General features: G+C 58.5%; 29 protein-coding genes and 1 pseudogene. 8 read left to right on the top strand and 22 right to left on the bottom strand.

The window, feature by feature from the left end:
- Positions 1-19 precede the first annotated feature (19 nt).
- The 9 genes from JO965_RS41605 to JO965_RS41565 form a co-directional block, all read right to left on the bottom strand.
- On the bottom strand, positions 20-1,039 hold the full coding sequence (locus JO965_RS41605) for a phosphatase PAP2 family protein (RefSeq protein WP_203446891.1): 1,020 nt from the start codon (positions 1,037-1,039) through the stop codon (positions 20-22).
- A gap of 109 nt (positions 1,040-1,148) precedes the next feature.
- Positions 1,149-1,409 (bottom strand): DUF2312 domain-containing protein, encoded by a 261-nt coding sequence (locus tag JO965_RS41600; RefSeq protein WP_203446890.1) that lies wholly within the window; start codon positions 1,407-1,409, stop codon positions 1,149-1,151.
- Between the two features lie 105 nt (positions 1,410-1,514).
- The gene (locus tag JO965_RS41595; protein ID WP_203446889.1) at positions 1,515-1,787 is read right to left on the bottom strand and encodes a hypothetical protein; all 273 of its coding nucleotides are present in this window, start codon (positions 1,785-1,787) and stop codon (positions 1,515-1,517) included.
- Between the two features lie 163 nt (positions 1,788-1,950).
- The gene (locus JO965_RS41590; RefSeq protein ID WP_203446888.1) at positions 1,951-2,256 is read right to left on the bottom strand and encodes a helix-turn-helix transcriptional regulator; all 306 of its coding nucleotides are present in this window, start codon (positions 2,254-2,256) and stop codon (positions 1,951-1,953) included.
- 85 nt (positions 2,257-2,341) lie between these two features.
- Entirely contained in the window at positions 2,342-3,496 is a 1,155-nt protein-coding gene (gene repC, locus JO965_RS41585) for a plasmid replication protein RepC (protein WP_203446887.1), read from the bottom strand.
- 174 nt (positions 3,497-3,670) lie between these two features.
- The gene (locus JO965_RS41580) at positions 3,671-3,883 is read right to left on the bottom strand and encodes a hypothetical protein (RefSeq protein ID WP_203447477.1); all 213 of its coding nucleotides are present in this window, start codon (positions 3,881-3,883) and stop codon (positions 3,671-3,673) included.
- A 329-nt stretch (positions 3,884-4,212) separates the two neighbouring features.
- Positions 4,213-5,088, bottom strand: a complete 876-nt coding sequence (locus JO965_RS41575) for a hypothetical protein (RefSeq protein ID WP_203446886.1) — start codon at positions 5,086-5,088, stop codon at positions 4,213-4,215.
- Between the two features lie 182 nt (positions 5,089-5,270).
- Positions 5,271-5,756, bottom strand: a complete 486-nt coding sequence (locus JO965_RS41570) for a hypothetical protein (RefSeq protein ID WP_203446885.1) — start codon at positions 5,754-5,756, stop codon at positions 5,271-5,273.
- A gap of 8 nt (positions 5,757-5,764) precedes the next feature.
- Positions 5,765-6,952: a site-specific DNA-methyltransferase gene (locus JO965_RS41565; RefSeq protein ID WP_203446884.1), complete on the bottom strand. Its 1,188-nt coding sequence runs from the start codon at positions 6,950-6,952 to the stop codon at positions 5,765-5,767.
- 253 nt (positions 6,953-7,205) lie between these two features.
- Here JO965_RS41565 and JO965_RS41560 point away from each other — a divergent pair, with 253 nt between their 5' ends.
- Positions 7,206-7,787 (top strand): hypothetical protein, encoded by a 582-nt coding sequence (locus JO965_RS41560; protein ID WP_203446883.1) that lies wholly within the window; start codon positions 7,206-7,208, stop codon positions 7,785-7,787.
- A gap of 260 nt (positions 7,788-8,047) precedes the next feature.
- Here the strand turns inward: JO965_RS41560 and JO965_RS41555 are convergent, their stop codons facing one another.
- The 4 genes from JO965_RS41555 to JO965_RS41540 form a co-directional block, all read right to left on the bottom strand.
- The gene (locus tag JO965_RS41555) at positions 8,048-8,944 is read right to left on the bottom strand and encodes an aminoglycoside phosphotransferase family protein (protein ID WP_203446882.1); all 897 of its coding nucleotides are present in this window, start codon (positions 8,942-8,944) and stop codon (positions 8,048-8,050) included.
- A gap of 1,017 nt (positions 8,945-9,961) precedes the next feature.
- On the bottom strand, positions 9,962-10,450 hold the full coding sequence (locus JO965_RS41550) for an NUDIX hydrolase (protein WP_203446881.1): 489 nt from the start codon (positions 10,448-10,450) through the stop codon (positions 9,962-9,964).
- Positions 10,451-10,616: 166 nt separating this feature from the next.
- Positions 10,617-10,883 (bottom strand): hypothetical protein, encoded by a 267-nt coding sequence (locus JO965_RS41545; RefSeq protein WP_203446880.1) that lies wholly within the window; start codon positions 10,881-10,883, stop codon positions 10,617-10,619.
- 51 nt (positions 10,884-10,934) lie between these two features.
- The gene (locus tag JO965_RS41540; protein ID WP_203446879.1) at positions 10,935-11,276 is read right to left on the bottom strand and encodes a hypothetical protein; all 342 of its coding nucleotides are present in this window, start codon (positions 11,274-11,276) and stop codon (positions 10,935-10,937) included.
- A 110-nt stretch (positions 11,277-11,386) separates the two neighbouring features.
- Between JO965_RS41540 and JO965_RS41535 the strand changes: the two genes are divergently transcribed.
- Together JO965_RS41535 and JO965_RS41530 are read left to right on the top strand one after the other, a co-directional pair.
- Complete coding sequence (locus tag JO965_RS41535) at positions 11,387-11,656, top strand: hypothetical protein (protein WP_203446878.1); 270 nt, start codon at positions 11,387-11,389, stop codon at positions 11,654-11,656.
- A gap of 141 nt (positions 11,657-11,797) precedes the next feature.
- Positions 11,798-12,070, top strand: a complete 273-nt coding sequence (locus JO965_RS41530) for an SWIB/MDM2 domain-containing protein (protein WP_203446877.1) — start codon at positions 11,798-11,800, stop codon at positions 12,068-12,070.
- Between the two features lie 203 nt (positions 12,071-12,273).
- On the opposite strand, the gene JO965_RS41525 is transcribed toward JO965_RS41530, so the two are convergent.
- From JO965_RS41525 to JO965_RS41515, 3 genes are read right to left on the bottom strand one after another with little or no spacing between them, the layout of a single operon-like run.
- The gene (locus JO965_RS41525) at positions 12,274-12,663 is read right to left on the bottom strand and encodes a hypothetical protein (RefSeq protein WP_203446876.1); all 390 of its coding nucleotides are present in this window, start codon (positions 12,661-12,663) and stop codon (positions 12,274-12,276) included.
- A gap of 36 nt (positions 12,664-12,699) precedes the next feature.
- Complete coding sequence (locus JO965_RS41520; RefSeq protein ID WP_203446875.1) at positions 12,700-13,383, bottom strand: hypothetical protein; 684 nt, start codon at positions 13,381-13,383, stop codon at positions 12,700-12,702.
- Positions 13,384-13,418: 35 nt separating this feature from the next.
- A complete protein-coding gene (locus JO965_RS41515) occupies positions 13,419-16,301 on the bottom strand; it encodes a DEAD/DEAH box helicase (RefSeq protein ID WP_203446874.1) in 2,883 nt (960 codons plus the stop codon).
- A 203-nt stretch (positions 16,302-16,504) separates the two neighbouring features.
- On the opposite strand from JO965_RS41515, the gene JO965_RS41510 reads away from it, so the two are divergent.
- Entirely contained in the window at positions 16,505-17,191 is a 687-nt protein-coding gene (locus JO965_RS41510; protein WP_203447468.1) for an SOS response-associated peptidase, read from the top strand.
- Positions 17,192-17,854: 663 nt separating this feature from the next.
- Here JO965_RS41510 and JO965_RS41505 read toward each other — a convergent pair.
- Positions 17,855-19,150, bottom strand: a complete 1,296-nt coding sequence (locus tag JO965_RS41505; protein ID WP_203446873.1) for an ISNCY family transposase — start codon at positions 19,148-19,150, stop codon at positions 17,855-17,857.
- Positions 19,151-19,833: 683 nt separating this feature from the next.
- On the opposite strand from JO965_RS41505, the gene JO965_RS41500 reads away from it, so the two are divergent.
- Complete coding sequence (locus JO965_RS41500; RefSeq protein WP_203446872.1) at positions 19,834-20,328, top strand: cytochrome c; 495 nt, start codon at positions 19,834-19,836, stop codon at positions 20,326-20,328.
- Positions 20,329-20,705: 377 nt separating this feature from the next.
- Here the strand turns inward: JO965_RS41500 and JO965_RS41495 are convergent, their stop codons facing one another.
- A complete protein-coding gene (locus JO965_RS41495) occupies positions 20,706-20,924 on the bottom strand; it encodes a dodecin (RefSeq protein WP_203446871.1) in 219 nt (72 codons plus the stop codon).
- A 92-nt stretch (positions 20,925-21,016) separates the two neighbouring features.
- Positions 21,017-21,802, bottom strand: coding sequence for a Crp/Fnr family transcriptional regulator (locus JO965_RS41490; protein WP_203446870.1), 786 nt, complete (start codon positions 21,800-21,802; stop codon positions 21,017-21,019).
- A gap of 764 nt (positions 21,803-22,566) precedes the next feature.
- Here JO965_RS41490 and JO965_RS49885 point away from each other — a divergent pair.
- Entirely contained in the window at positions 22,567-22,869 is a 303-nt protein-coding gene (locus tag JO965_RS49885) for a LuxR C-terminal-related transcriptional regulator (RefSeq protein WP_371827005.1), read from the top strand.
- A 92-nt stretch (positions 22,870-22,961) separates the two neighbouring features.
- Here the strand turns inward: JO965_RS49885 and JO965_RS41480 are convergent, their stop codons facing one another.
- Positions 22,962-23,276, bottom strand: a complete 315-nt coding sequence (locus tag JO965_RS41480) for a DUF3574 domain-containing protein (RefSeq protein WP_203446868.1) — start codon at positions 23,274-23,276, stop codon at positions 22,962-22,964.
- Positions 23,277-23,416: 140 nt separating this feature from the next.
- Positions 23,417-23,653, bottom strand: coding sequence for a BrnA antitoxin family protein (locus JO965_RS41475; RefSeq protein ID WP_203447467.1), 237 nt, complete (start codon positions 23,651-23,653; stop codon positions 23,417-23,419).
- A 200-nt stretch (positions 23,654-23,853) separates the two neighbouring features.
- On the opposite strand from JO965_RS41475, the gene JO965_RS41470 reads away from it, so the two are divergent.
- Entirely contained in the window at positions 23,854-24,060 is a 207-nt protein-coding gene (locus JO965_RS41470; RefSeq protein ID WP_203446867.1) for a cold-shock protein, read from the top strand.
- Positions 24,061-24,471: 411 nt separating this feature from the next.
- A pseudogene (locus JO965_RS49880) lies at positions 24,472-24,576 on the top strand (adenylate/guanylate cyclase domain-containing protein); the annotation flags it as partial.
- A 109-nt stretch (positions 24,577-24,685) separates the two neighbouring features.
- Here the strand turns inward: JO965_RS49880 and JO965_RS41465 are convergent.
- The gene (locus tag JO965_RS41465; RefSeq protein ID WP_246777225.1) at positions 24,686-25,303 is read right to left on the bottom strand and encodes a TlpA disulfide reductase family protein; all 618 of its coding nucleotides are present in this window, start codon (positions 25,301-25,303) and stop codon (positions 24,686-24,688) included.
- Positions 25,304-25,340 lie beyond the last annotated feature (37 nt).

Genomic DNA, 25,340 nt, shown 5'->3' with positions numbered 1-25,340 from the left:
CCATGCGTGTGACGGCTTTTTAGATCTCCGCCGGTCTGTGGATTCGGGGGACAGGTTCTGATTGGTGCCACAATCGTTCGATTCCCCGGAGGAGAATCGGCGCTGCGGCTATGGCCAGCGCGGCGTTTACGGCACCGGCGAGAACGTCGATGACGTAGTGGCTGCCCTGGAGGGGCGTTGCGACAAGCATCAAGCCATTGAGAATCATGCCGGCACTCCTGAGATACGGAACGTGCCAAAGTGCCCAAGCGAGGATAACCGCGTTCGCAGCATGGAAGCTGGGGAAGGTTACAAGACCAGTAGCTGCAAGGCGGGAGACGTTGAGTATCGAACCATCCCGCATGCCAATGATCTCGGCAACGTGGAGGTCCACTGCCCGAATGATGAGGTTCGGGTGATGTGCGGGGGTGATTCCGTAGACGTAATATGGGCCAAGCGCTGGCAGTAACCCGGCGATTAGAAAGGTGATGATTAGGGTGAGCAGCACTGCCACCGTTGAGACTGACAACGCATGATACCGACCTAACGCGGCAAGCAGGATGGGGACAGTGACTGACTGGAAGCCCGCCGAGACATAGGCACCGTATCCAACGGCTGTGAGACTAGGATGGTTGTTAGCCCACTCAAGCATACTCATCCAGTCGAAGCCCAACGCGGCGTCTACGTATATATATAGACTGTCGGCAAAGGGTTGGTGCCGAGAGAGATAACTGACGACATGGCCGAGATCTGCGAATGCCAGAGCACTAAACGGCACCAAGGCAACCGTGAAATGCAAGGAAGCCATACGGGGCCGGTGCCGGACCGGGCGGCTGTAGATCATGGCGCCGATGGCAGGGACGAGACCAAGCCCGAGAAGAGCGATCTGAGGTCCGGCGTGGAGTTCCAGCGGAGTTGCGGCCACGACAGCTAGTTTGAAGGCGCCCACTGCGAGGCACAAAAACGCGCAAACCAACATTCCTGGAACGATCTCGTGGGGCTGTCCGCCCTCCCCTACCTTAGAGACAAGATGAGAGGGCGCAATCAATGCGGAAGTCATGGTTTCTCACGATTGCGGCGAGTATTGATGAGCCGAAACTGAAAAGGACGGAGTTGGAGATCACGCCGTCCTATATTCAGGTCCTGCAGCAAAGGACGGCTGACAGTATTTAGCTGCTCATTTCCAAGGCCTGGAGGTAGAGATCAAGGATCGCTTCCTCCTCCATACGCTCGGAATGATCCTTCTTCCTGATGGCGAGGCACTTTTTGATGATTTTTGGGTCCAGGCCATTACCTTTTGCCTCAGCTAGAATGTCTTTGGCACCAGCCTTGAGACCATCGATCTCTTCGTAAACACGCTCCAACCGCTCGATCACGGACTTGAGCATATCGGAGGCTACAGATTCTGTATTGAAAGCGGCGTCGTCCATTTCACGAATCGTCCAGGTTTGTCGTGTTCGATGGACGAATTATAATGCAGAATGTCGCCGAATTAAATCGAATGCCTTGCCGTGCCGGAAATGTGAGGAGCGTCCTTAATGCCGGATCGGTCCGACCATCGGGGTAGAGGGAGGGTGCGGCATCGGCTTTATCGAACCGTTTGCAAACTGCTGCGAAACCAAGATCTGGCTCCAGCGGGTCATCATCTGGACCTGGTCGCGGTTGACGAGATCTGCAAGGGCAAGCCCCTCCGCGAGGCCTCTCAGATAGGCCTCGTTGATCGGGTCCCCTTTCCCGTCAGCAGTTTTCCCGAGGTCACCTACGAGACGAATGATTTTTGCGATCTCATCGCTATTCTTGTCGTTCACGCAGGCACTCTTGGGGCAGGCTTCAAGGCTCGACAGCTTGGGGCAGATCGAGCCTTACCCATCGGCGAAATTCCTTACCGTTCCGTTCTTCTGGTTCCCAACTCCAGGGGTGTCGGAGAAAGCAATTGGATAAGGGTGAACGAAGGCTTGCAGCCGGGAGCGCCTAGGCGGCCGCTCGGCTTTGCTCCATTTCGTCCGACTGCTCCCGATCGCCAATCGGCGCATCGATCTGTTCAGGCAAAGAGTTCATGAGCGTGGCAAAGGCGAGCAGGTTCACCTCCGCGGCAGCGAGCAGCTTGGAGAGCGTTTCTGTCGACGGCCATCGCTCCCGTCGATCGGGGCTCATCCGCTTGGACTTGTTCAGCGAAGTGGAATCCAACCCTGCTTTTAGGGCGAGGCCGGACGTCGATAAGTTGCACCGCTCGGCAAGCAAATCGATGGTGTGCCAAAGGTCTCCATGAGCAAACATCAGTTCTATCCGTACGCAATTATCACCGAATCAACGATGGTTTGCGCGTATAGGGAACGAAACTGGCCTGAAGATTGCGCACGGCTCACATCATTCGCCGTCTCCTCATCGCCAGGAGCTCGACCGCGAGATCGATCTTGCCGGATTTCACCATGCGGACGAGTGCCCGGTAGTACCCTCCAGGGTTCTTGATCCGGCTTTCTCCCCCGTTCTTAGCTACGTCATCCTCGTAAAGCTGCAGGGTATAGATGACCGCTACTGCGGCCCTGATAATGCCAATCTCCGCGGCGGCTTCAGCCCAGGCGCTCTCATGGGCGCCCAAGGAGGCTCGAAGGTAGCGGCCGGCTGCGACGATGTCGGCCAGGTCCCGCACGGGCTGGCCGTAGTCGCCGAGGGTGGGGCAGGCCTCAAGGATCAATTCCGGTGATAGGTGCTGTGAGGTTTGTTCGGTTGAACGAACCGCCTCAGCTTTCTTCGGAAAGCCTTTGTTACAAGCTTCGGTAGGAGATCCGTTGTTGTTATAAGAGTGGCGGCAATCTTTGCCTCCATTGCCAGCATCAAAGAACGCTTTCTCGCAAAGTGCCCTCAGGCCTTTCCACTCGTCGAGAGCATCCAGCGGTATCGCCTTCGAACTGCGCAAAGGCGTCCTGGCTTTCAGGGCTTTGAGACGGTCCTCGAGGTCTGAGCGGTCCAGATCTGAGTAGTGCTCTGCAAGGGCACTCAGGGCCTCCTCGGCGGCACGGCGAGCGATGGTGATCTCGTCGAAGGCGCGCTTCCGGGCTTCGCGAGCCTGCTTCTGCTCGATCAGGCGTTCCGCCCACTCCCCTCGCTTGGCATAGACCGGCGTCAGATCGAAGCCGAACGCGTCGACGACTTCGCCAGCCAAGTCCTTGATGGCAAATCGCTTCCCGTTCGGCGACTCCTTCGGAACGATCAATTGTTGGTCGATCAGAACCCTAAAGGCATACCGGACGGACCGCTCGGACAGGCCGGTGCGGCTCATGAGGTAATCGTTCGACGGCCAGACGAGCAGCCGCTCCCATTCCTGTTCGCCCCAGCAGGCGACGAGCTCGGACAGAACCGACCGGGGTCCATTCCGCAGTTCCAGGGCCTTGGCAGCGTCCCGGGCTGCCGCAGACAGTTCTTTTCGCGTCACCGTACGCCCGGTTTCGAGCGCAAGTTCTCTCGCGGCCAGAGCGGCATGTCTCAGCCGCCGGCCTCCTGACGATGCGAGTTGCATCGTACCCTCCATGTTGAGGGCAAAGCGGGAGCGTCCACCGTAACCGATGCTCTTGACAGTCAGCTTGTCGGGATGGCATAAGGAAGTCGCCAAACATTCCATTACGCCGCCCCTCGCGGGTAGCTCCAAAGGCCCTCGAAGTTCCCGCTTCGTGGGCCTTTTGCTTTGCCTGGGTTACGTCACGACATTACGATCCTTTTGGGCAAACATGGCCTCGAGGGCATGGGTGATGACGGCCTCACGGGACTTGAAGCGACCGCTCTCGACAGCTTGGTCGATCGCAGTGTTCAGAAGCCCAGGAATCCAGACGTTCACTTCCTTGTCTCCCCGTTCCCGGCGAGACTTACGGAAGCGCTGAACTCTCTCGGCTCGTTTAGCGTCAGGCATGGCATCCACCAGTTACACTCGTGCCGTTTCGAGAGATGACCGATTCTGAGTTGGCTGTGGAGTCGCGCGTCAAGAATCCATTCACAATAGATCGATTCAGCGGTGGGAAACTTCTTTGGCTGGAATCATTTAGCCCAAAAGGCGGAGTCAATTCGCATGTAAAGGCCCGGTTCCGGGTGATTCCACGTTACACACTTGATTCGATGTTGCGCAGTATTCGCGCCGAAGTTGGACTCGCGGTCCGGCATTATGATTCGGGAAAGATGCGGGCGGAGTGGTTAAGAACTATTAACGGAACCACCAAGGCTGCCGGATATTTGCTCTAGATTCTAGGCTGCCGTTACCGGATCAGTCTTTGTCGGCCGAGGCAAGCCTTTATCCATCCTCCGACGAATTTCCTGGCGGTTTGAGTGGGACCCGCACGGGAAGACGTAGGCGTGATTGCCGTTGTGGCGCATCCTGCGAAACGGGCCTTCCTGCAGTGCGCGGCGGATGTAGTCAGCTTCCTTCTCACCGGGCGCGATAGCAGGGGCTCCATGGGACCGGAGAAAATCATAGGCATAGGCGGCCCCCCGCTCTCCGTTCCGGAGCTTGGATAGGGCTCGGGGTGACACGATTGAGCCGTCCTGGGTCAGCCAATGGGTTCGCGGCTTCCCACGCCCGAGATAGGCGCTGGAGCCCCCGTACGCCTGATAAATCCTTCCTACATGACCCACATGGATCAGCTCACCCGCAGCGTTCGTCCGGGGAACTGGATCACTGTAGGACAAGCAGAGATCGTAATATGGCCGGCGATCAGGGCGCTGTTTATCCTTTGCGAGCATTCCCAGGGCACGCCGGAGGAGCCAGGTTTCCCCATTCCCACCGACGTGATCCTTCAACACGAAGCGTCCGAGCTCGCAGAACTTAGCATCGCTGGGCGCGCCATAGGCCGCGGCTGCCTTTGGCTGCATTGGTACCGAAAACACGGCCACCCCGACGAGTTCGTCCTGAAAGGGAGCAACACGTTTGAACATGCCATAGGCGGCGACGGCGGCCGGGTAAGAGCCCGAGTAATGGTGCCTGATGACGAAGTCACGAGCGGCAGCATCTCCGATTGGGGCGACGGAGAACTGACTTGGATCGATAGGCTCCTGGGACGGCCGGTAAGATGCGCGGCGGCTATTCCACCGCATCGATATGTCGAAGAGCGAGAGCTGTGTCATTTCCGAAGATTGTTCGAGAGGGGAAGCTTCGAGAGCTGGTCAGAGGCGGCACACCGCGACGGCGGAGGCCGAAAACAGAAAACCCTGCGCAGCGGGGCAACAGCTGCGCAGGGTTCCCGGAGGAAAGGATCGGTTGGGTTGATCCTTGAGACCAGAGGTAGGCGCCGGCACTTAACAAAAGATTATCGCGACGAGGGATCCACAGGCAGGATCTTGAAAGGTGTGATGGCAATGTGAGGGATCGCTGCACTGTACCGGACCTGGCCAGTGATCTTGAGCAACGGGAACCAAGAGATCAGGCCAGCATCCCATTCGGCTTGCGTGTACCCCTGAGCCAGGATGTCGTCGGCCATAGTCTGGGCTTCTTGATCCATGTCCGGAAGGAGAAGCGCCCGGTCTATGATCGAGGAGTCGATTGCAAGGATGATCCAGTCAACGGGCCACTCTTCCCCGCGATTGCATTCGGCGTAGTTGGTGGCAAGCCCGAGCTCGTCAGTCAGGAAGACAATCGGGACGTCCTTGCTTGAGTGCATACAAGGCGATAGGCCGTAGCTTCTGATCTGACCGTGTATGGAAGAATCCCAGACCCCGTGATTGTCCGTGGCTTGGGGATCATACCGGTAGAGCGGCGTAGCGTGGTGCAGGGTGCGCGGGAGATGACCGGTCATAGGACGGTCTATGCCGCAGCGGCGGATGGGAAGCGCATCTGCCCGCCTTTGATGTATTCAAGCATGCACTCGGACGCGACCCATCGCCGATTCAGCGCTTCCGCGACGGCCGCCGTGGTCAACGAACCGCCGAAGGGCTCGAAGACGAGGTCGTTGGGCCGTGTGAGAAACTTGATGAACATCTCGGGGAGTGCTGCTGGGAACCGAGCAGGATGAACCGGCAGTCCGGCGGCCTTGACGCTCCTGATATAGTCGGAGTTGCTTTCCGTGTTTGCGGCGACGATGAGATTGCCCGGAATGGCTCCGCCGTTATCGTTACTGAACGCACCGGCTGCCATCGTGTAACCCGACGGACGATTTGCGGCTTCCTGCCCTCCCCTTTTCAGCATTGCTTTCATGCTGTCGGAATAGGGGACGAGGATCTGGCGGTTATCCGCATAGGGATTGTCTGACGCGGAGAGCCAGAAAACGTTCTCGAGCGATGGTTTTACCCGCACCCGACGTACAGTCACCCACTCCGCCGGCGCCGGGAGCTTCGAAGGAGACTGCCACGAGAATCGCTGGCACAGTTTCAGGCCGAGTTCGTCTTCAAATTTAATGAGCAAGCGTTCCTGGTATAAGGACAGAGTTGGCTCGCCCCGACGCCACGCGTCTCCCAAGTTCAAGACCACTGAGCCGTCTTTGGAGATCTTGGGCATGACGTGCTCCATAAGGCGAAGCATCCACGTGACATATTCCTTCTCGTCGAGGTTCCCGTATTCCTTCTTGCGAAGAAGCGGATAGGGAGGCGATGAAAACAAAAGGCTGATGCTCTCATCGTCGAGTAGACCCACTGCATCCTCACAGTGCCCCCAGAGCGCAGCACCTTTTTCGGTCATGAAGATCGTAACGACGAGCCCAGGAGTTGCCTTGGTGAGCGCCGAATGCCCTTTGTCGGTAAGCGCCCAAAGGCCTGCATTCGCCGGTCGCAAAAGACCTTGGAGTTTTGCTCTCTGTTGGGCCCAACGCACCTCGCGCTCGAACGCATTATACGAGTGTCCGGATATCGAAATTCGAGCCGTACGCTCGTCTGCCGATAGGTCGACCTTCTCGGCCACCAAGTCGTAGATATCGCGTGCCTTGGCTGCCCCTCCCCTTTCCTCGATCGCGTCGAGCAGCGGAAGGATAAGCTGCGATTGGCTGATCTTCTTTTTCATGGGGTTTGACCTCGTCTGATCCACTCCAGACAGGTCACTTCGATAGGTTGAGGCTTAGTCACTTAAACGCCGCGCTGGTTCAGGACAGGTTTGGACAAGCTTGGCGATCTAGATAAGAACTATGTTGGTTCCGTAAGAACTTTATTGTCTATGACCAAACTTTGTTGTCACAGGGCATGAAGAATGGATTTGGAACAACTTCGCAGCGACAGGCATATATTGTCGCAACCCTGAACTTAACCACAATTATTCCTTGCCTATGAAGCTCCGTCGATTCATTTCGGAATCGTTAATTCGGCGTTTGATTCCGAAGGCAAAAACAATAATGAACGCACCATGGTTGGGGCGCGACGATTGCCCAGTCGTTGCGGACGATATTGCGCGGGCTCGCTCAACTTTGCTCTCCGTGAGAGCGAAGATCGACTCAAAAGGGCACAACAAAGTTTATGCATACGGCCAGGCGCTCTGGCATGTGGGACGCCTGATTTCCTGTGCCCACGGGGTGACGGAAGCCGACGCACTCAAAGCGCGTGGCATGACTGCTGACCGGATGGATCTCATCTATCGCGATCTGTTTAGCAGTGCCCGTCGGTGCCGGACGTTCCTTCAAGAGGGAACGCAGGCCTTCGACATGGCGGATAACCTCGCAACCGCCTGTTCGATCCTGAAGAATCTTTATCGGATGCGCTTTCATGAGATGAAAGCGTCTGGATCGCAACAGGTCAAAGCAGGAGACTTGGCAGAGCGTTTCATGACCCTATCGCAGGCTCTCTGTGAACTTGGGATTGCTGTTCCGCCGGCCGATTGGGAAGAGAAGCAGCGCTTGGCCGCTTGATCTGTGGCCGGGCAAGTCCTCCGACTAACCTTCTCGAAAACGCACGATTGGTTCTCAGGCAGAGGTATGGATTCCTGCTCTATGGAGACCAGCATGAGCTTCGATGGCCACGACAGAGCCTTCCCGCGGTGGTTTCCATTTTTCTTTGCGGGATTGGCGATCGCAGGAGGTGTTGTTTACTACGCCCTTACCTGAAGCGTCGGGCGCATATTCTGCGGCTTTGAGGTAGTTCCGACACTCTGTGGCTGGGTAGGTTCCGTTCAGGCCTCAAGATCGTCGAGCAGGCGGGCGAGCGTGTTTCGACCAAGGGCACTCATCCTCGGATTGGTGCGCTCGTAGTACCAGACCAGTCCCATCGCCTGCTGGAACGCCCATGCTGCGCCGCGCTTCCACTCGACTTCGTCCGATCCGAGATGACGCCGTACAATCTCCCTTCGGTCGCGGTCAAGAAGATGCCAGGCCGCCACAAGATCCAACGCCGGATCGGCCGGCCCGAAGCCGCCCGCATCGAGCACACCCACGAGACGCCCGTCGTGCACGAGAAGGTTTGCTGGAATGAGATCCCGATGGCTCATGACGGCCGGCCCGGATGGCGGTAGCTCCCGCAGCCGAGCCCACATGCGGCGCAGGCGAGCAACGTCCAGGAGGCCGTCGCTGTTCCTGAAGCAGACTTCCATCCAGGCATCGTGATTGGGAAGGTTACCACCCCTCCCCTGTCCGGCGAAGCGGCGACCATGAGTGTCCGCTGCTCGCAACGTCGCGATCAGGTCGGCGATGTCGAGGGCAAATGCCGTGGACGTCGCAAGTCCGTTTGGCGTAGCAATCTCGCCTTCTATCCAACTCTGCACCGCCCAAGGCATCGGATAGAACGTGCTGGGTTGACCAAGTCCTAACGGTTGAGGAGTCGCAACCGGAGAATGCTTCGCGAACTCGGTCATAGCTGCCGCTTCCTTGCGAAGCATCTCAGCGCATTCGACCGGATTCATTGCGCGCAATGGGAACCTTGCCGCCACACTTGACCCAATCCTGAAGATAGCATTGACAGTGCCGATTGTGTTGAGCTGCTTAATTCGTTCATGGCGATACTCCGGGAATTGATCAATGATCATCCCGCGAACGGTATTCGCATTCATATGAACCTGATCGTCGTGCATCATGCTGCCCGCGTCTCTGACCAACCTCGCTCCTACAGGAAGGGTACAGGCACGGGATCTGCGCCTGCTTAATCGTCCAGTGTATAGTCTAGTCTCTAACAAAGGATGCCAAAGCCTTTCCACCAAGCAGCTGCAAAGATTGAGCTTATTTTTTGAGTCTGTCTCAACTTCCTGCAGGAATACGCCCTCAGTCCGCCTCAGCTCTGAAAGTACGCGGTTTTTTGCCGTAGAAGGCCATTTACGGAACCCGAGTGGCCTTGTTAGGTAGGACGGTACAATAATGGACCGTTGAACCGGCCACCTCATCTATGTTGCTTCTGAAAGCCGCCTGCTTTGCTGTTCTCGGCGCACTAATATGCTCCGGGATAGCTTTTGTTCTCAGCTTTCCTGGTCTCATCGTCATCGGCGGAATCCTGGAAGGCGTGTTCGGCGTCGACGAAGTGGCTTGGTACGGATTTGTTATAGGTCCCATATTCGCGATTATCGGTTTCCTGGCCGGCGCGTATTATGGGGCCGTGTTCGCGTTGCGGACGAGGGGATACTCCTTGCGCGAGTACGGTCGAACAATCTGGGCTTTCTTGAACAATGTGTAGCTTACACGGTGAAGCCGCAATTTCGCAGAATTCCCTTCATGGAATGAGCAGCTTAGGCCTGCTGGGCTAAGCGGACCGGATCATTAGCACGGTGAGAAACGTCACTGCCAGACATCCCACGAAGGCACTGAAGATCACCATCCTTAGGGTATAGGACCAACTGCCCGAGCTTCTTGCCACCACTCCGGCTGGAAGATCCGAGACTGCCAGTAGGGACTGAACAACCAAAGGGGGGAGTAGCTTTTACCTTCCCTTTGGCAGACGTTTCGAATGATAGCGTCGTCGAGGATGACCTGCACAAGCACCAAGGCTGTTCCGAGGACAAAAAGAATTATTGTTACGCCACTCATGGAAAAGAGTTCTGTGACAGGCCAACTAACCGCAGAGAGTCATATCAGAACATCAACGCAATTTCCGAGAAGACGCTTTACGGAACGCGATTGGATGAGACAGTCCGACCCGCAGGCGCAGGCACCTCAATCCTGCTCAGGATGTCAGGTAGATTGTCCGGCCAGATCGTTTCAGACGTTTGAGCCAATTCCGATATAGACCACCAGCGATGGTCTGCCATGACCTCATGCTCTTCGGATGTCCACCCGTTCCGAGACAGGTCTGTATGCTCAGTCTGAACCACAAAGAACCGTTCGTGCGCCATCACATGTTCGCCGTCTGGTAGCTGCAGGACGAACTCGCGGCTCTCCACTTCAGGCCCCATGGCGTCAACGTGGAGGCCGGTCTCTTCTCTGAGTTCCCGGATGGCCGCCTGCTCAAACGTTTCCCCTTCTTCGAGGCCGCCGCCTGGTGTGGCCCAGTAGGATTGACCTACCAAAGCCCCTCGCTGGTAGGAGAAGCGAAACAACAGCACTCTTCCAGTCGGGTCGAGCACGAGCAGTCGGGCTGAGGGACGGCGGCGCATAGGGTATTCCTCGAATCGAACAGGTCAATCAACCGATTGGCTAGAGTTCATAACACGAGGCTTGATCTCAGTGCGAAAAAGCCCGTCTTAACGGGTGACACAGGCTGATCTGACCTCTGAAGAAGCACTTTGCCGAAGTATGACTATCCTATGCGGATGTCGACATCTAGCGCCTGGATGCTCGGGCATCCATTAGCTGTTGCATGAGCGAGCTCAAATCTTCGGCAGCCATTTCTCCCCGAAGGAAAATGATTCCGCGCTCTATGGTTTTTCCGTTTTCATCTTTCGTGCCGTTGAAGAAGGCATCCCGCTCTGCCTTCGACATCTTCAGGACGGCGCGAGCTTCGCACTCGCGCTGCCATTCCTCAGACCATGTGTTGACCGATTGTCCGGTGATTTCAGCGATTGCGGTGGTTTCGCGGGAATAGGTCATTTGAATAGTCTCGTATGCACCATCGAAACGGGATTGTCTGTAGATGCTGGGTTAGACGTCAGTCGGGCTAACAGCTTTGTCGGGTTTTGGTCGCTTGGGAGGCGCTGAGAGTATCAGTTTCGTGAGGACCTCGTAGACGGATTGTGGGCCGCACTCGTTCTTCCGAGCGGCGCAGTCTTCGAAGAAGCTCACATACTGGTCGCACTGGATTGACCGCTGCTGCTTCGGAGCCTCGGCACACTGAGTGTAGGTTTGCCGCAGGATCGGCGGCGGATCGAACGATTCAAAGACCTCCTGGGCAGGCGTTCGAGTGAGCTTCTCATGGGCAAGAATGAGACCGGCCGGGCCCGCGAGGATGACGATCGCTATAAAGCCGTGATGGATCTTTCGCATCGGCTTACGTCGGACCTTTATGGTTAAGACGGAGTTAACCTATTCCTCGTGAAATGAAACACGTAACCCCATAGCATAGCTAGTGGCGTCGAGCCTAAGGAAGCGAGCAGATGGAAAAGCGCCCCAAGCAAGAGGATGAGCAACCTGAAACCAGTGCTAAACCCAGTACGCCGCAGCTGGATCGACTGGAGAAGCTGGCCAATGCTGCTGCGACCGCCGCCCAGGCGAAGCAATGGCGCTCACGCAAGAACGGCATTGATCAACAGGAGGAGTCATCGGAAGTCCGCAACCTCAGTAACAATGCTGAAGCCAGAGCGCGGGCAGAGGAAGCGATGCGGCAGATGATGGCAAAGCCACAAGGCAAACGACGTGGCTGGTGACGATCAGGCGTTCTAATTGAAACCTTCATTAGACATTTGAATCATCAGAGCGGGATTAAGGAAGTGTTCAGCCCTTGCTGGCCATGGTCCTGCCCCTTTGCCGCTGCAGATGCCTGCGAGGCACAGTTTAGGAGTTTTACAATGACCGTAGCCAAAGCAGCCAAGAAGCCCAATCCCGCCCTGGCGAAGCCGCTGCAGCCGTCGAACGAACTGGCGGCCGTTGTCGGCTCGGCCCCGCTCCCGCGCACCGAAGTGGTGAGCAAGGTCTGGGAGTACATCAAAGCCAACAACCTGCAGAACCCCGCGAACAAGCGGGAGATCTTGGCAGATCCAAAGCTTCAGGCCGTATTCGGCGGCAAGGACAAGGTCAGCATGTTCGAGATGAACAAGCACTTCGCTCAGCACCTCTCCTGAGAAGGCCAAGGCACGGGCCAAGCGTCTGGCCTGTGCACCAAATGTTAAGCTTGACCGTTCGAATATGCAGATACCGGGCGCGTTGCGTATCTGCCCGAACAATCTCCATAGCCCCCAATGCTTGGAGTTGGCCCTGGCTGAGAGCCCTTACCCTCTCGGCTGGGGCTTTTTCGGTCGCGGCGCTTACAGCGTGCCCGGACGGACTATGCGGGAGGTAAAGGGAGTCCGTTCGGTAGTGACACCCAGATGACCGTCTGCGCCTCTGGGGAATGGCGTGAGAGATGGCCCTTGCCGTGTGTGTCCTCCACTAACACGAAGCTCCCCGCCTGAACGTGGCGCACCTCTCCGTCGCTCGTCTCGTATTCCACCGAACCATCCAGCCTGATCGTCAGCACCGGCTCTGGTACCGTATGCCAAGCAACCTCGCGCATGCCCGCTGGGATGTGGGTGATGCGGACGCGGGACGCCGGATAGCTGCCCGTAACGTCGAACGGCACGGCATCGGAATGCACCTGCCTCTTTGTCGTCGGCAGTTCGACTTCGTCGAAATGCGACTCGCCATCCGGGGTGGCATAGATGCGCAGGCACTTCATCGCGGCTGGCTCCTTTTGGTTCACCATTCTTTGCCGTTAGCGAAAGAGATCCGGCCCCCAAACACATTGGCGATGATTGGGAACGCGGTAGCATGCATAACGATGCTTGCCGCCATCCAGGCGCTTATCGATCGAGATCTCAGTCCCAGCGGCAATTCTCTCGCAGGAGCCATTCTTGTAACTGCGCTCAAGGTAATCGACCAGGGCTGCTTTGTCGTTCGCCAGACCCAAGTAGGTCTGTAAGTCTTTCAAATCCTTGCAGACGATGAAGCTGTATTGGCTGGGGAGAGAGCGGTGCCTCCCCGGAGGTTCAGGTTCGTCAGCCGCCACAAGGGCCCAGAGGCCCTTACGTTTCTGTGGCCCATAGTCGTCCCAGGCAGCCGAACATGCACTTGGTCGGGCAGCCGCCACAAACTTGGACATCTCCTGCATTGTGATATCCGTCAGAAGCTTCTTCGTCTCCGGACTCACTACATCCCAGAGCGAGGAACCAGGGTAGACCGCCTTGATCGGATTGTACCGGAGGTTGTACCCGCAGCGCTCTACCGCGAGTCTCAAATAGATGCCAAGTCGAGCCGTTTCGAGCTCACTGGCAGAGAGAGTTCTTTTGGTTTGGGCAGATGCAGCCCCTGCCGTCATCGAAAAGCACAGTAGCGTCAGTGCGATCCGCCTGCGGAAGCGGGCTCCAATCTTGCCATGTGTGCATCTCGTTGCGGCCACTGGATTTTCCATCGCGATTTGAAGCATGTTGGCTGTTACGAAGCCAGGGAGGACAGCTTCTGGGAGCGCAAGTATGCATCCCGGTTCTTCTTGAACGTTGCCGCCTTCTCCAGATCCTTCAGAACTTTCTTCTGCGCCGGCACTTGCCGTTGGGCGTACCGGGCACAAAGCCGTGGCAATGAGAACGGGACCGCTATGTCGGTCCGGTTCTTGCCAATCGCATCCTGAATGAGCTCTACCTGCTCTCCTGCCAGCGGGACTCCACCTTCCTCCCCGAGGAGCAGCAACAGGTTCATCACCGCCGACGGCATCGCCCGGACGAGTTCCTTCCCGGGCTTTGCAGCGGCGATCTCGAGATACTCGGTCCTTGCAAGGGTGATCGTCAGTGTCTGGTCCTTCCCCATGGGACCGTCGGCGAGAGCGGTGAGGTATTCGCGGAAACCCTGTTCCCGTGCCCGGGCCGCATCGTCATGGCGGCCGAACCCTGCCTTCTGGCGGATCCACTGTTCGCTGGGCCCTTTCGGGCCCACTGCGACGATGGAGGACTTAATCAGGCCCTCGGCGAGGCTCGGGCGGAGCTGCTCTTCCTTCTCCGGATTATCAATGATGAAGAAACGGACGTTCGTGTTCGCCACGATCGCCTTGATTTCCGGCAACACGCTCGGGTCGAAAGTCGTGACGGAGAACGCCGTCGGTTTTCCTCCAAATGCATAGGGGAAGAGGTCGGCAAACCGCTGGCGCAGCCGGCAATAGGCGGCGAGGAGATCTCGCCTTTGTGGGGTGAGCTGGTTTGGGCGATCCAGAACAACCGAGCGAAGATCGGGCCGCAGGCTGTGAGTTCCGGTAGCCCGCTCGACCAACCGAACGGCAGCGACGTTGAGTAACCTGGCCAGGAGTCCCGCCTTGTCCTTCAGGAGATCGATGGCGGCTGACATCTGGGTCGCATTGGCTGGAGCCGCGAATTCAGTGAGCCACGGGAAGGCGAGAGGCCGCGCCTGTTGAAGGCTTATGAGGAACTTGCGCTGTTTGTCGGTAGGGCTAGCACTCTCGTAGTCGCCGTCGTGCCGGATGCCAACAAAGGCCACGTACTTTCGGGCGACATCCTGGGTCCTGCAGAGGAAGGCCTGCTGTGCCCCTGTCCGTTCGTCGTGCGTGGCAACCAGCCAGCGAGGGAGATCTGGGGCGGCCTCCTCGTCATAGAGGCCAAATTCCTTGAGATCGCAGAACAGTGCCACACGGCTGGAGAACTTCTTTGTCTCGGAATCGTACCTGCGCATTCCGGTCGCCATAAGACCGGCCGCAAAGGGCTTCGGCACCGGGAGGGTGTCCTCGTCGCCGATCTCCATGGTCGGGTCGAGCGGATCGTCGTACTGCTCACTGTCCCCTTCGCCCATCCGGAGGCGGATCTGACGCTGGCGCTCCTCGATCTGCTCGCGAAGGCTGGGATCCTTGTCGAACCATGCCTCGAACTGCTCCCGGATCGGGGCGGCCAGCCCGCGGACTTGGCGGCGGCAACGCTCCGGATCGTTCCGGCGCATGGCGTCGATATCGCTGAAAATCCGCAGGATCGAGTTGCCAACGTCAACAAAGACCTGATGCGTCTTGCCAGAAGCCTTGTGAGCTCGCTCCCCTCGCCCGCTGATCTGTTTCACCGGGCCGATGGAGCGCTCTTGGCAGGCCAGGATATTGAGGTCCGTCTGGGGAACGTCGGTCCCGACACCCAGAGCATTGACGTTGACCAGGATGTCGAAGCCGCCGGCACGGGCCGCATCCAGGAGATCGTCGCGCTTGATCTTGCGGCCGACCGGCTCGCCCTCCTTCAGCCCCTGCTCGGCGCCGTTGCGCCAGACCCGGATTTCGCCGGCCACGACAAAGGCCACGCGGGGTTTCTCACCTTCCCGTTCGTGACCGGGAGGGAGGATTTCTTGAGCCAGATACCCGGAGAGCTCTTTGGCAAACTCAACGCTGTCGCAGTGGATCATCGCCAGGGTGGCGCTGGCCGCACGCTTGGCCCAGATCCGGGCAACGGCCGCCACAATGAGAGCGGCAATGGCCTTGTCGCCTTCGCTCGCGCCTTCCTTGAAGAAACGGGAGAACGCCTGCTGGGAGGCTTGGTCAACCGATTTGTTCTCCGCCAGAAGCGCGAGGAAGGCGCTTTCAATGAGACGGACGGCGTCGGTACCCAGGTGGGCTTCAAACTCTCCCGTGGCGATGTCGAACCTGGTGGGAACCGTGCGGCCGGTCGCCAGGACCTCGTCATAGGTCGCAACATCGATCAGGTCGTGCTCGATGCTGGCGCCGAAAGCATCCAGCGGGTCTTTGCCGTCGGTCCGGAACGGTGTGGCAGTCAGAACAATGCCGGAGCCGCCGGCATGAGCGACACGGGAGAGGACCTTTGCGAGCTCGTCCGCCGCAGCCTTATGGCCCTCGTCGATGAGGACCACCCCTCCCCTTTTGCCGAAGCGGTCCAATGAGCGCAGGAATTCCTCGTCATCGAGCTTGTTGACGAGGGACATGTTCGTGGCGGGGATCACATCCGCGTCGAGTGAGTTCCGAACCATCGGCCCTTCACCGATGATCTCGTTCTTGGCGACATAGAACGCAGTCTGCGCCCCTCTCACTGCCGAAACGCTCTGGAACTGGGCATAGTTCTGGCGCAGCAGGCTAACGTCGGGATGGAGGACCAGGATGGGCTTGCCTACGTCGACGGCGTCTTCGGCCGCTCCAGCCGCCAGGAGGCTCTTGCCGCTGCCGGTTGGTGCAAGGACCGCGCCCGAGCGTCCACGCCGAATAGCCTCTCGGACCGACGCGGAGATCCTGGCCTGGTAGGGCTCGGCCTGCTTGTCACCAATCCGCCGGGAGAGGTTCATGGCGGTGGATTGGGGCAGAGTTTCAGGAGAATGCGAATGAGGCGGCATCGGTCAACGGATCGAGAAATGAGGGGAATTGCGAACGAGGAGACGGGCCAATCTTGCGCCATGATTCGCAAATCAAAGCGCTGCCTGCCGATTGCGAGGAATATACCCTGATAGGTTGCGCGAAGCATCCAACATTGTCAGGTTTGCGGGTGACACGCTCGTTTGGGATGAAACTCGGAATGCCGAGACGGAGGGTTCCACCCGTGTGCAATCTCTATAGCACCTATGCGACACAGGCCGCGATGCGAAAGGCGTTCGATGTCACGCGAGACAGCGCGGGCAACGTCCCGCCGCTGCCGGCGATCTTCCCGGACCAGATGGCGCCGGTCATCAGAAACCATGAAGGCGAGCGCGAGCTGATCCAGATGCGCTGGGGCTTTCCCCCTCCGCCGAGGGTCGGGAACCATCCGGTGACGAACGTGCGCAATGTGGGCTCGCCGTTCTGGCGTGCTTGGCTGAAGCCGCAGTACCGCGCCATCGTGCCATTGACTTCATTTCCAGAGTACGCCGACACCAAGCCGAGAAAGAAACCCATTTGGTTTGCCCTCAATGAAGAGCGCCCGCTTGCCGCGTTTGCTGGCATCTGGCGGCCATGGACCGGCGTGCGTGGAACGAAGGCTGATCCTGTTGAAGGTGAACACCTGCTCTATTCATTTCTAACATCGGAACCAAATGGCGTGGTGGGACCGATTCATCCAAAGGCCATGCCGGTTATCCTGACCACGCCTGAGGAATACGATATCTGGCTCAACGCACCGACAGAAGAGGCCCTGAAACTTCAGAGGCCGCTTCCCGATGAGATGCTTCAGATTGTTGCAGAGGGTGAAAGGTCAGACAAAGGCAATGGCGCAAGCGATCGCAGTCATAGCAGAGCTACACACTCGCCTTGAGCTATGTTGGAATTTCTGAACTGTTCATAAAATGTAGAGCCATTGCTCTTTCAATGCGCATCTGCGGACACATAGCTCTACCTCTGGGTAGTCGGGCGGTACTAAGTATTCTTCAACCTATCAGGAGTATAACTTCAAACGCTATCAACCCATTTTCCTGGTATAGCAGCAAACTTGGCGGCCGCTGTCAGCAGCGGTCGCTTCTTTTGATTCACAGACGACACGACACCAATGGGAACCGACAGGGGGGTATCCTAAACAGTGCTATGAGCTGGATGAGCTCCGCTAGTTGCTATAGCTCGGACGAAAAGTTAACCCAATTGAACAAATTTTTGGAAGATTCAGGCTTTCCTTACGAATTTAAGAGTGGCGGTGAGGCAAAGGTGCCGATCTCTTTAGGGAGCGTCACGCGCAATCTGATTTCTGCGTTCCACAGGCGGTAAGCCGGGGTCGCATGTCAGAACTCATTAGACAAGTCTCTGTTTGACCCCGTTAGAGACGTCACCAGTATAGTCATTGTTGTATGGCTCCGACGGCATGCTCAGAACCCTGCACAGCTGGTCAGGGTTGCAGGGAAGGGTTCTGAGAATATCCAGTTTAACTCGGGAATGGGACTAAATCTGCTGGGGTTTGTTGCTTCAAGCAGGAAGGCTGCAGCAGGCTTCAGCCGACCTTGAAGATGCTCTTGCCCTGCCCCTGCCGGCGCGGTGCTTTCTGGCTGCGCTTCATGTCGAGTTCCTTCTGCCGCTCGGCGACATAGGCCAGGATCGGCCCGAGCCGCTTGTTCTCGACAATCGCCGCCTGGTCGACCTGGCGCAGCTTGTCGTAAATCCGGTAGGGCAGGGAGATGCCCTTGTGCTTGATCTCAAACCGTCCGTCCGGATAGTCGTAGACCGTGACCCGCTGGCGGGCCAAAGCCCGGGTGATCGCGTTGGGCTCGAGGATGAACATTACCTTGTCGTACTGGAGCGTCAGATTGTAGGTCACCGTGCGCTCCTCCTTCCAGGCGAACACGTCGTCGAGATCGTCATGCTCGTTGAGGGGACGGTGCAGATCCCTGTCGCTGAACGGCGCCTTGGCAAAGCGGCGGTTGTAATCCTCCATGAAGGCCGGCAGGAAGGCATTGGCCGCCTCCATGGTCGAGATACCCTCCAGGCGCATCTCCTTCACCAGCCGGTCCTGCAGGGTGCCGTTGGCACGCTCGACGCGCCCTTTGGCCTGCGGAGCATTGGCGCAGATGATGTCGATGTTGAGCTGATGCAGGGCTCGCCCGAACTGGGTCATGCCATCGCCCTGGGTGGCGCCGACCTTGTTGACCCGGAACGTGGCGTGCTTGTCCGAGTAGAACGCCACCGGCTTGCCGTACTGCTCCAGATAGGTGCGGGTGGCATGGAAATAGTCGAAGGTCGACTCCGTCTCGACGAAGCGCAGGTACATCAGCCGGCTGGTCGCATCGTCGATGAAGACGATCAGGGTGCATTGCGGACCGCGGTCCTCGAACCACCAGTGCTCGGAGCCGTCGATCTGAACGAGCTCACCCACGCATTCCCGGCGATAGCGCGGCTGATGCACGGGCTTGAGCCGCTGGCGCCGATCCTTCCAGATGCCACCGGCGATCATCCAGCGCCGCACCGTCTCAACGCCCAGATGTAGGCCGTGCCGCTCGGAGAGCTTCTCGGCAGCCAGCGTCGGCCCGAAGTCGGCGTAGTTCGCCTTGATCAGCGCCAGAGCCTCGCTGCGCAGGACCGGCGGGTAGGAGCGGTTGCTCGGCTTGCCGCGCTTCTTCGAGATGAGAGCTGCCGGCCCTTGGTCACGATAGCGATTCAGGAGCCTAAAAACCTGCCGGCGTGTGATCCGGAGCAGTTGGGCGGCTTCGCGCACTGAAATCCGGTCTGCCACCACATCGCGTAAAACGTGAACCCGATCGATCTCCGGCCGGCTCATCGTGACCACCGTCATCACTCGACACTCCCCAGAACCAGCCACACAGGGCGAGTGACATTTGTATCGGGGAGAAGGGTGACCTTTCTAACGGTGTTCTACATCGCAACTTCGTCGAACATTTTTTATGGAACCAGCTGCAGGATGTTTCTTCATGTCAACGACGTCATTCACGTACCTCCTGAGGGCGTTTGCCGCCCATCGTGGACGCCGTTAGCTTCAGCCTGTCTACGACGGTTAGAGCGCGCTCATGCATCTCCAGCGCCTTGTTCTGCCCAGCGGCAAAGTCACCTGGACTGCCTATGACGGGAATGCCTTCATCCCTGAGATCCGCAACTTCGTCGTCCACCTCGAAGCGCGTCACTAGGCGCCTCGCACTATCAGCCACTACGCCAGGCACGTGGTCTGACTCGGCAACGATCTCGCGGCCCTCGGCAAGAGCTTCCGCGAGATCACGGCCACGAATCGCGACCGGTTCATCCCAGCCGTCGCCAAGTATGGAACCTGATGCCTCCAGCGGGTTGCGGCCAAAACGATCTTGAGCCCGTAGTTCCGGGCTAGCATTGTCTCCGTCGCTATTCGTTAGGAGTTTTGACAAGAAGTCGAAGGAACTGCTCAGGCCGGTTTACGCCTTCTGCGCACTTCACTCCCAATTGGCATCTGGCACTTTGGCTGGATTCAACCTCAGTCAGAGAAGCTCCATGAGATCATTCATCTCGGCCGCTTTGGCAGCCTGCAGCCTCCTCCTGTCAGTCCCGTCGGCCTTCGCACAGAGCCAAACGCAGCGTGGCGAGTATTTGGTGACCATCATGGATTGCACGGGCTGCCACACTCCCGGCACCTTCCTCGGCAAACCCGACATGCAGCGCTACTTGGGGGGATCGGAGGTCGGCTTCCAGATCCCAGGGCTCGGCATTTTCTACCCACCCAACTTGACACCTGATCCGGAGACGGGGCTCGGCAAGTGGAGCGAGACCGATATCATCAAGGCGGTGCGAATCGGCGTCAGGCCGGACGGTCGGCAGCTTATGCCGATCATGCCGTACCATTCCTACAGCAAGCTCACGGATGCGGACGCCAAGGCTCTTGCCGGCTATCTCAAGAGCCTGAAGCCAGTCAGGAACCAGGTGCCCGGTCCGGTTGGCGCAAACGAGAAGCCCTCAGCGCCTTACCTGGCTGTCATCATGCCCCAGTAGCGTCTGGGAACAGTGCACCCACAATCCGCAACTGGCAGTTCCCGCAAGGACACAGGAGACATCAGACATGCTGGAGGCGGAACTGCAGCGAGTGCGACGACACCACGGCGATCGCGGTTCTGCTAACCGAGTTGGAGAAGTACCTTGCGCGGCCGCTCCCGCCAGAGCCGCCCTTTCAGGTCATGGCGGATGTGACAGCCCTCCACGATCGGGTGTATGACATGGCCCGCAGGGTGGGTAGCATGAAGCGGATGATCCGCGACAGGATCCTGCAGCAGACACTCGCAGCCGACATTTCTCCGCAAGGAACTAAGATTGAAACCCTAAGGTAGCTCCGTATCGCCTTGGGGCGGAATGGGTTCGCTGGCTTCGCCTCGTTAGGGGTATTCGCCCTCCAGCGTGAAGCCTGCCTTGAGCACGACCTGATAATGCTGAACCTCGCCGTTCTCCACCTGCCCGCGGGTTTGCACCACCTCAAACCAGCGCAGGTTGCGCAAGGTCTGGTCGGACTGCTTGATCGCCGTTTGGATCGCATCCTCGATGCTGCTGGGCGATGAGCCCACCAGTTCAACGATCTTGTAGACGTGATCGGACATCACGCTCCCCTCTCCTATCCCAGATCCCAGGTAGCGCACACAACGTCGCCTGCGAGTCCTGCCAGCTCTCAATAGCCGGCATGGCACGACGATCAGGAACAACGACGCGGCCGGCGCAGATCAGTCGCCGGGTTGTTCCGGTAGGTGTAAGGCAGCAGCCGCTCGAAACTGCGGCGCACCGTGCCGTAGCACTCGCAAGAAGCTCTCTCCAGGCCGGTACGATCCATTACGGTGATCACACCCCGGCCTTGCCTGATGAAACCCGCCTCCTGCAGCGCTCGTGCGATGCTGCTGACGGTGGAGCGCTGTACGCCCAGCATGTCGGCCAGGAACTCGTGCGTGAGCGGTACGGTGTCCCGGTCGAGCCGGTCGTGCATGCTCAGGATCCAGCGGCAGCACCGCGCCTCGACACTGTGGACCGCGTTGCAGGCCACATTCTGCAGCACCCGGGCCATCATGGCTTCGGCAAAGTTCAGCACCAGCTGGCGCACCTTTGGGCGGGTGCTGATGATTTCGTGCAGACGCTCCAGCTCAATCTGCGAGGCGGTCCCGTCAGCTTGTACGATGTAGCGCCCAAAGGACTGGCGGGCTGTCATGGAGCTGACGAGGCCCAGCGCCCCTTCCCGGCCATAGACCGCCATCTCGGCCGAGCGGCCATCCTTCAACACGGCCACCAGCGACACCACCGTGTCATGGGGAAAGAAGGCATGGCGCAGGGGATCGCCGGCCTCGTACAGCACCTGATCCTGCCGCAGGCTGACCCCGTGCAGGTGCGGCTCCAGTGTCGCAAAGTCGTCGGAATCTAAAGCCGCCAGGAGCCGGTTGGCCCGGTGATCGACCTTTGGAGCTGGAGCAATGGCCAAGATATGGGGTTTCATGCCTCAAGCTAAGCAGCGGATGGTCCCGAAGAAAAGCTGGAAATCACACGGGAGTTAGCAAAGCTCTGGCTGACGGGCCGCTGCGACCTCTCGGACACGAAGGCCATTGCCACGGCCTGCCTTGCGATGATCGCGCGAAGGCGACATGCCGTCACCTGATGGCTGTGGCGGCTGGTGTGATCTGGCTCCCGAGCCATCTGGAGCCACCGGTCCCCTGATTGAAGGTTTGATCGTGCTGCCTTTAGCCGAGGCGCTCTATTCCAGCACACCGAATGTTTACTCTATCGGCTCAGGATGCTTCCCCCGGGCCTGATGCGAACCATCTCGATCCGGTGCGGCGCTTTACCCTCCGCTCAACGCCCTGGGTGAGGTTTCAGACAGCCCTCAACCAGGGCGTTTCCCTTTCAGGCCTTGAATGGTCAACGTGCGCCACGCTGCAGCGCCCCAATCGTGCCACTTGTCTCTTCCAGCAAATCACCTCACTCTGGCTCCAGCTGTCTATTAACGACAGCTCTTGACGAGCCCCGGGAGCCGGCACGGATGGACTGCCCTCCCGGGCTCCTCGTCGGACCTCCGCGCCCGCCGCAGGATCTGCACGGGGGCAAGTCAGGAACCACCCCTTCATTCCTCCCTGCTCTCCGCTCAGCGCCATTTGCGCTGTCTCGGAAGAGTGAGCCGAGCCGCTGCCTTACCTCCGAAGCACCATGGCCTTTCATCCTGCTCCACAGGCAAAGTGTTACCAAAGGGTTGATCCGTAAGGGGTGATGATGGCCAGGTGCCGTTCAACAATTCAGTATCCCGGCGCAGACGGGCTGCCGTCCGCGGTCAATCTCAACCACTCGCAGACCCGTTCCCTGACGGATCCAGAAACTCAGATCCTTCTTTTGTTGATGGCCGGTAAGGAAAAGGCCGAGATTGCGGCTGGCGTCGGCTCTGACGAAGCTGCTGTGAAAGAGCACGTCAAGGCGATCTTGCGAAAGGCCGTCGGGGCATTGAGCCAAAGCCGTGGTCCGAAGAGACTCATATGCCTCAAACCGGACGCATCCCGTCCCATTGCGGAGCGTTGAGTGCACAGCGAACGGTTGGCTTAGGCGCCTAAAACTTCTTTCTCGACACCCTTAGCAAGCGATATCCGCACAACGGGACCCCAATTTCGTTTCTAGAACCGTGCACAGGTGACGGTACGCTCGCGCAGGACGGCCTCTTGGTCAAAGCGCTGCCTGTATTCGGCAATGATCTCTGAGATCTTACTCCGTGCTGTGGGATCACCGGAGTGAAGCACGGTCACGACTTCCGAGGCCTCCCGCTCGATGTGGCCATTGGCATTCCGCCATTGCCCGGTTGCCCTCACCACCGTCAGGCCATCAGGAAAGCGTGGCGTGATGATCTCATTGAGGAACCGCCGCCACTCGGCCTCGCGAACTGCTTCTCCGCTGGGGCGGTTACGGCCAAAGTAGAGCGTGTCGCGAACCATCGACTGATCCCCTGCCTCGCACGCCCATCCACTTGGATGCCTGGCCATAGAAGACGAGGCGCAGCCTGCTAATCCCAGAGGGAGCAGCGCCAAGATCGTGTGCCACTGAAGACGGCGGGCCTGCTTCAGGAGACCGTCACTCACTTGCCAGCGGCCTTCCTCAGGGCTGCATTGATCCGGTCTTGCCAGCCTGGGCCGTCCTCCTGGAAGAACTCCACCACATCCTGGTCGACGCGCAGGGAGGCGGTCTCCTTCACGCCCGGAATGGAACGAGCCTTCGGCGGCCCTTCGATCGGCTTCGTTGTCGCCTTCCTGAACGCCGCCTCTGCAGCCTTCAGTGGATCGCCTGGGCGGCGCCCACCTAGTGATCTCGACATCATCGTCCTCCCAGTTCGGTCCGGTCCCTGTGATCTGAAATAGCGAGATTTCATAGTGGAGCAACTCAAGGACGGGCGTTCCATTGATGCTTGCCAACCCTTGGTCCCGCAACTAGCCTTCCTCCGCTGGGAACATGGCGGCACAGGCAGAGTGGTAGCAAGACACCATTCGGGCCGATGGAGAGGGAATACAGACGACTATGGCGACGGGTACTGTAAAATGGTTCAACGAGACCAAAGGCTACGGCTTCATTCAGCCGGACAGCGGTGGCAAGGATGTTTTCGTGCACATCAGTGCAGTTGAGCGCGCTGGCCTCAGAGGTCTGAGCGAAGGGCAGAAGGTCACCTACGAGGTCGAGTCCGACCGCAGGACCGGCAAAGAGTCGGCAGTCGATCTGAAGGTTTAGGACGCTTCAAGACACTGTGCGGGTTTCCCGTGGATACGAATGGCCGCTCCTGGTGGAGCGGCCATTTTGTTGTCCCCTGCCCTGTCGAACGCTCCCTCTCTCGCGACCTGATAATTGTCCTTCCGAGCCTAATCAGCGGATAGTTGGTGTCCACCGCCTACCTAGACGACCTGTTAGGTCAAGAGCAGTCCTTCCTGCAGACCTGCAAAACTGATCGCATTGTGCAACATCAGAAGCGGGGAGTGAGACACTCTTACTTTGCGAGATCAGGACATTCTAACTTTGCGGCTACAAGCGAATTTCGTTGAACATTTTTATGAAACCTAACTCAGTATAATGGGGCGCTCAGCAATCCACGGAGTTCCTAAGGATTTTTCCCATCCGTTCCTGTATGTCGTCCCTCTCTCGGCCGGTCGGTCGCATAGTGATCTGACTATGATCGAAACGGTGGTGAATACCGCTGCCCGCGCCCAAGCGGCTGCTGATACAGGTGGAATCCTGGTTACGATGGCTGTTGTATGATTGGCTGGAAGTGATGTGGTCAGAGGCGAAAGCTGAGACTATGACTTGACGGGCTTCGAGGCTTCGGCGCAGCTTTATACAGCGTGACCCCGACTCCTGCCATTCAATGACGGTTCAAGGCTGCCTTCACGAAGGTGACGGCGTCGGGCGAGGCCCATTCCGCTGGCCCCTTCAGCAGGGCGATCTCGCAGCCCGACGCATCGACCACGAAGGTGGTCGGCAGGCCCACCACATGACCGGACTTCTGCAGCACCTGCAGCAGCTTGCCCTCCGGATCCGCGTGATAAGCCAGATTCCTGATGCCGTTCTCCTGCAACCAAGCCTTGGGCTTGTCGCGGTTGCGAGTGTCGACATTGATGGCCACGACCTGGAAATCGGGCCCGCCCAGTTCCGCCTGCAGCCTGTCGAGGGCCGGCATTTCCTCGCGGCAGGGCACACACCAGGTCGCCCAGAGATTGACCAGGATCGTCTTGCCTTTGAAGTCAGACAGACTCATGGGCTGACCCTCGGGGCCGATGAAGGCAATGACCGGCGGCGGTTTCGGGGCGTTGCTCACGCCAACGGCCGCCATCTCGCCCTTGGCGAGCGGCTTCAGGCGCTCGGCCGTCGGCTTCGAGGCGCGGCATTCGGCAGCGCCGGCCGCCATGGGATCGCGCGGTGCAAGGCCGTACCAAGCGACGCCTGCCCCGACGAGAGCAAGAGCGATAAGACCCACGGCCATTGTCCAGGACTTCGATATGTTCGGCATGACCCGTGAT

Origin of the sequence: Microvirga sp. VF16, from assembly GCF_016864375.1 — a bacterium.
Taxonomy (GTDB): Bacteria; Pseudomonadota; Alphaproteobacteria; order Rhizobiales; family Beijerinckiaceae; genus Microvirga.
This window is presented reverse-complemented; position numbering and strand designations above follow the sequence as displayed.

Bases quoted from the DNA above. Each gene is read 5' to 3' on its own strand.
- JO965_RS41605 (WP_203446891.1), bottom strand. From the start codon at position 1,039: ATGACTTCCGCATTGATTGCGCCCTCTCATCTTGTCTCTAAGGTAGGG.
- JO965_RS41600 (WP_203446890.1), bottom strand. From the start codon at position 1,409: ATGGACGACGCCGCTTTCAATACAGAATCTGTAGCCTCCGATATGCTC.
- JO965_RS41590 (WP_203446888.1), bottom strand. From the start codon at position 2,256: ATGTTTGCTCATGGAGACCTTTGGCACACCATCGATTTGCTTGCCGAG.
- repC (WP_203446887.1), bottom strand. From the start codon at position 3,496: ATGCAACTCGCATCGTCAGGAGGCCGGCGGCTGAGACATGCCGCTCTG.
- JO965_RS41580 (WP_203447477.1), bottom strand. From the start codon at position 3,883: ATGCCTGACGCTAAACGAGCCGAGAGAGTTCAGCGCTTCCGTAAGTCT.
- JO965_RS41575 (WP_203446886.1), bottom strand. From the start codon at position 5,088: ATGACACAGCTCTCGCTCTTCGACATATCGATGCGGTGGAATAGCCGC.
- JO965_RS41570 (WP_203446885.1), bottom strand. From the start codon at position 5,756: ATGACCGGTCATCTCCCGCGCACCCTGCACCACGCTACGCCGCTCTAC.
- JO965_RS41565 (WP_203446884.1), bottom strand. From the start codon at position 6,952: ATGAAAAAGAAGATCAGCCAATCGCAGCTTATCCTTCCGCTGCTCGAC.
- JO965_RS41555 (WP_203446882.1), bottom strand. From the start codon at position 8,944: ATGATGCACGACGATCAGGTTCATATGAATGCGAATACCGTTCGCGGG.
- JO965_RS41550 (WP_203446881.1), bottom strand. From the start codon at position 10,450: ATGCGCCGCCGTCCCTCAGCCCGACTGCTCGTGCTCGACCCGACTGGA.
- JO965_RS41545 (WP_203446880.1), bottom strand. From the start codon at position 10,883: ATGACCTATTCCCGCGAAACCACCGCAATCGCTGAAATCACCGGACAA.
- JO965_RS41540 (WP_203446879.1), bottom strand. From the start codon at position 11,276: ATGCGAAAGATCCATCACGGCTTTATAGCGATCGTCATCCTCGCGGGC.
- JO965_RS41535 (WP_203446878.1), top strand. From the start codon at position 11,387: ATGGAAAAGCGCCCCAAGCAAGAGGATGAGCAACCTGAAACCAGTGCT.
- JO965_RS41530 (WP_203446877.1), top strand. From the start codon at position 11,798: ATGACCGTAGCCAAAGCAGCCAAGAAGCCCAATCCCGCCCTGGCGAAG.
- JO965_RS41525 (WP_203446876.1), bottom strand. From the start codon at position 12,663: ATGAAGTGCCTGCGCATCTATGCCACCCCGGATGGCGAGTCGCATTTC.
- JO965_RS41515 (WP_203446874.1), bottom strand. From the start codon at position 16,301: ATGCCGCCTCATTCGCATTCTCCTGAAACTCTGCCCCAATCCACCGCC.
- JO965_RS41505 (WP_203446873.1), bottom strand. From the start codon at position 19,150: ATGACGGTGGTCACGATGAGCCGGCCGGAGATCGATCGGGTTCACGTT.
- JO965_RS41500 (WP_203446872.1), top strand. From the start codon at position 19,834: ATGAGATCATTCATCTCGGCCGCTTTGGCAGCCTGCAGCCTCCTCCTG.
- JO965_RS41495 (WP_203446871.1), bottom strand. From the start codon at position 20,924: ATGTCCGATCACGTCTACAAGATCGTTGAACTGGTGGGCTCATCGCCC.
- JO965_RS41490 (WP_203446870.1), bottom strand. From the start codon at position 21,802: ATGAAACCCCATATCTTGGCCATTGCTCCAGCTCCAAAGGTCGATCAC.
- JO965_RS49885 (WP_371827005.1), top strand. From the start codon at position 22,567: ATGATGGCCAGGTGCCGTTCAACAATTCAGTATCCCGGCGCAGACGGG.
- JO965_RS41480 (WP_203446868.1), bottom strand. From the start codon at position 23,276: ATGGTTCGCGACACGCTCTACTTTGGCCGTAACCGCCCCAGCGGAGAA.
- JO965_RS41475 (WP_203447467.1), bottom strand. From the start codon at position 23,653: ATGTCGAGATCACTAGGTGGGCGCCGCCCAGGCGATCCACTGAAGGCT.
- JO965_RS41470 (WP_203446867.1), top strand. From the start codon at position 23,854: ATGGCGACGGGTACTGTAAAATGGTTCAACGAGACCAAAGGCTACGGC.
- JO965_RS41465 (WP_246777225.1), bottom strand. From the start codon at position 25,303: ATGGCCGTGGGTCTTATCGCTCTTGCTCTCGTCGGGGCAGGCGTCGCT.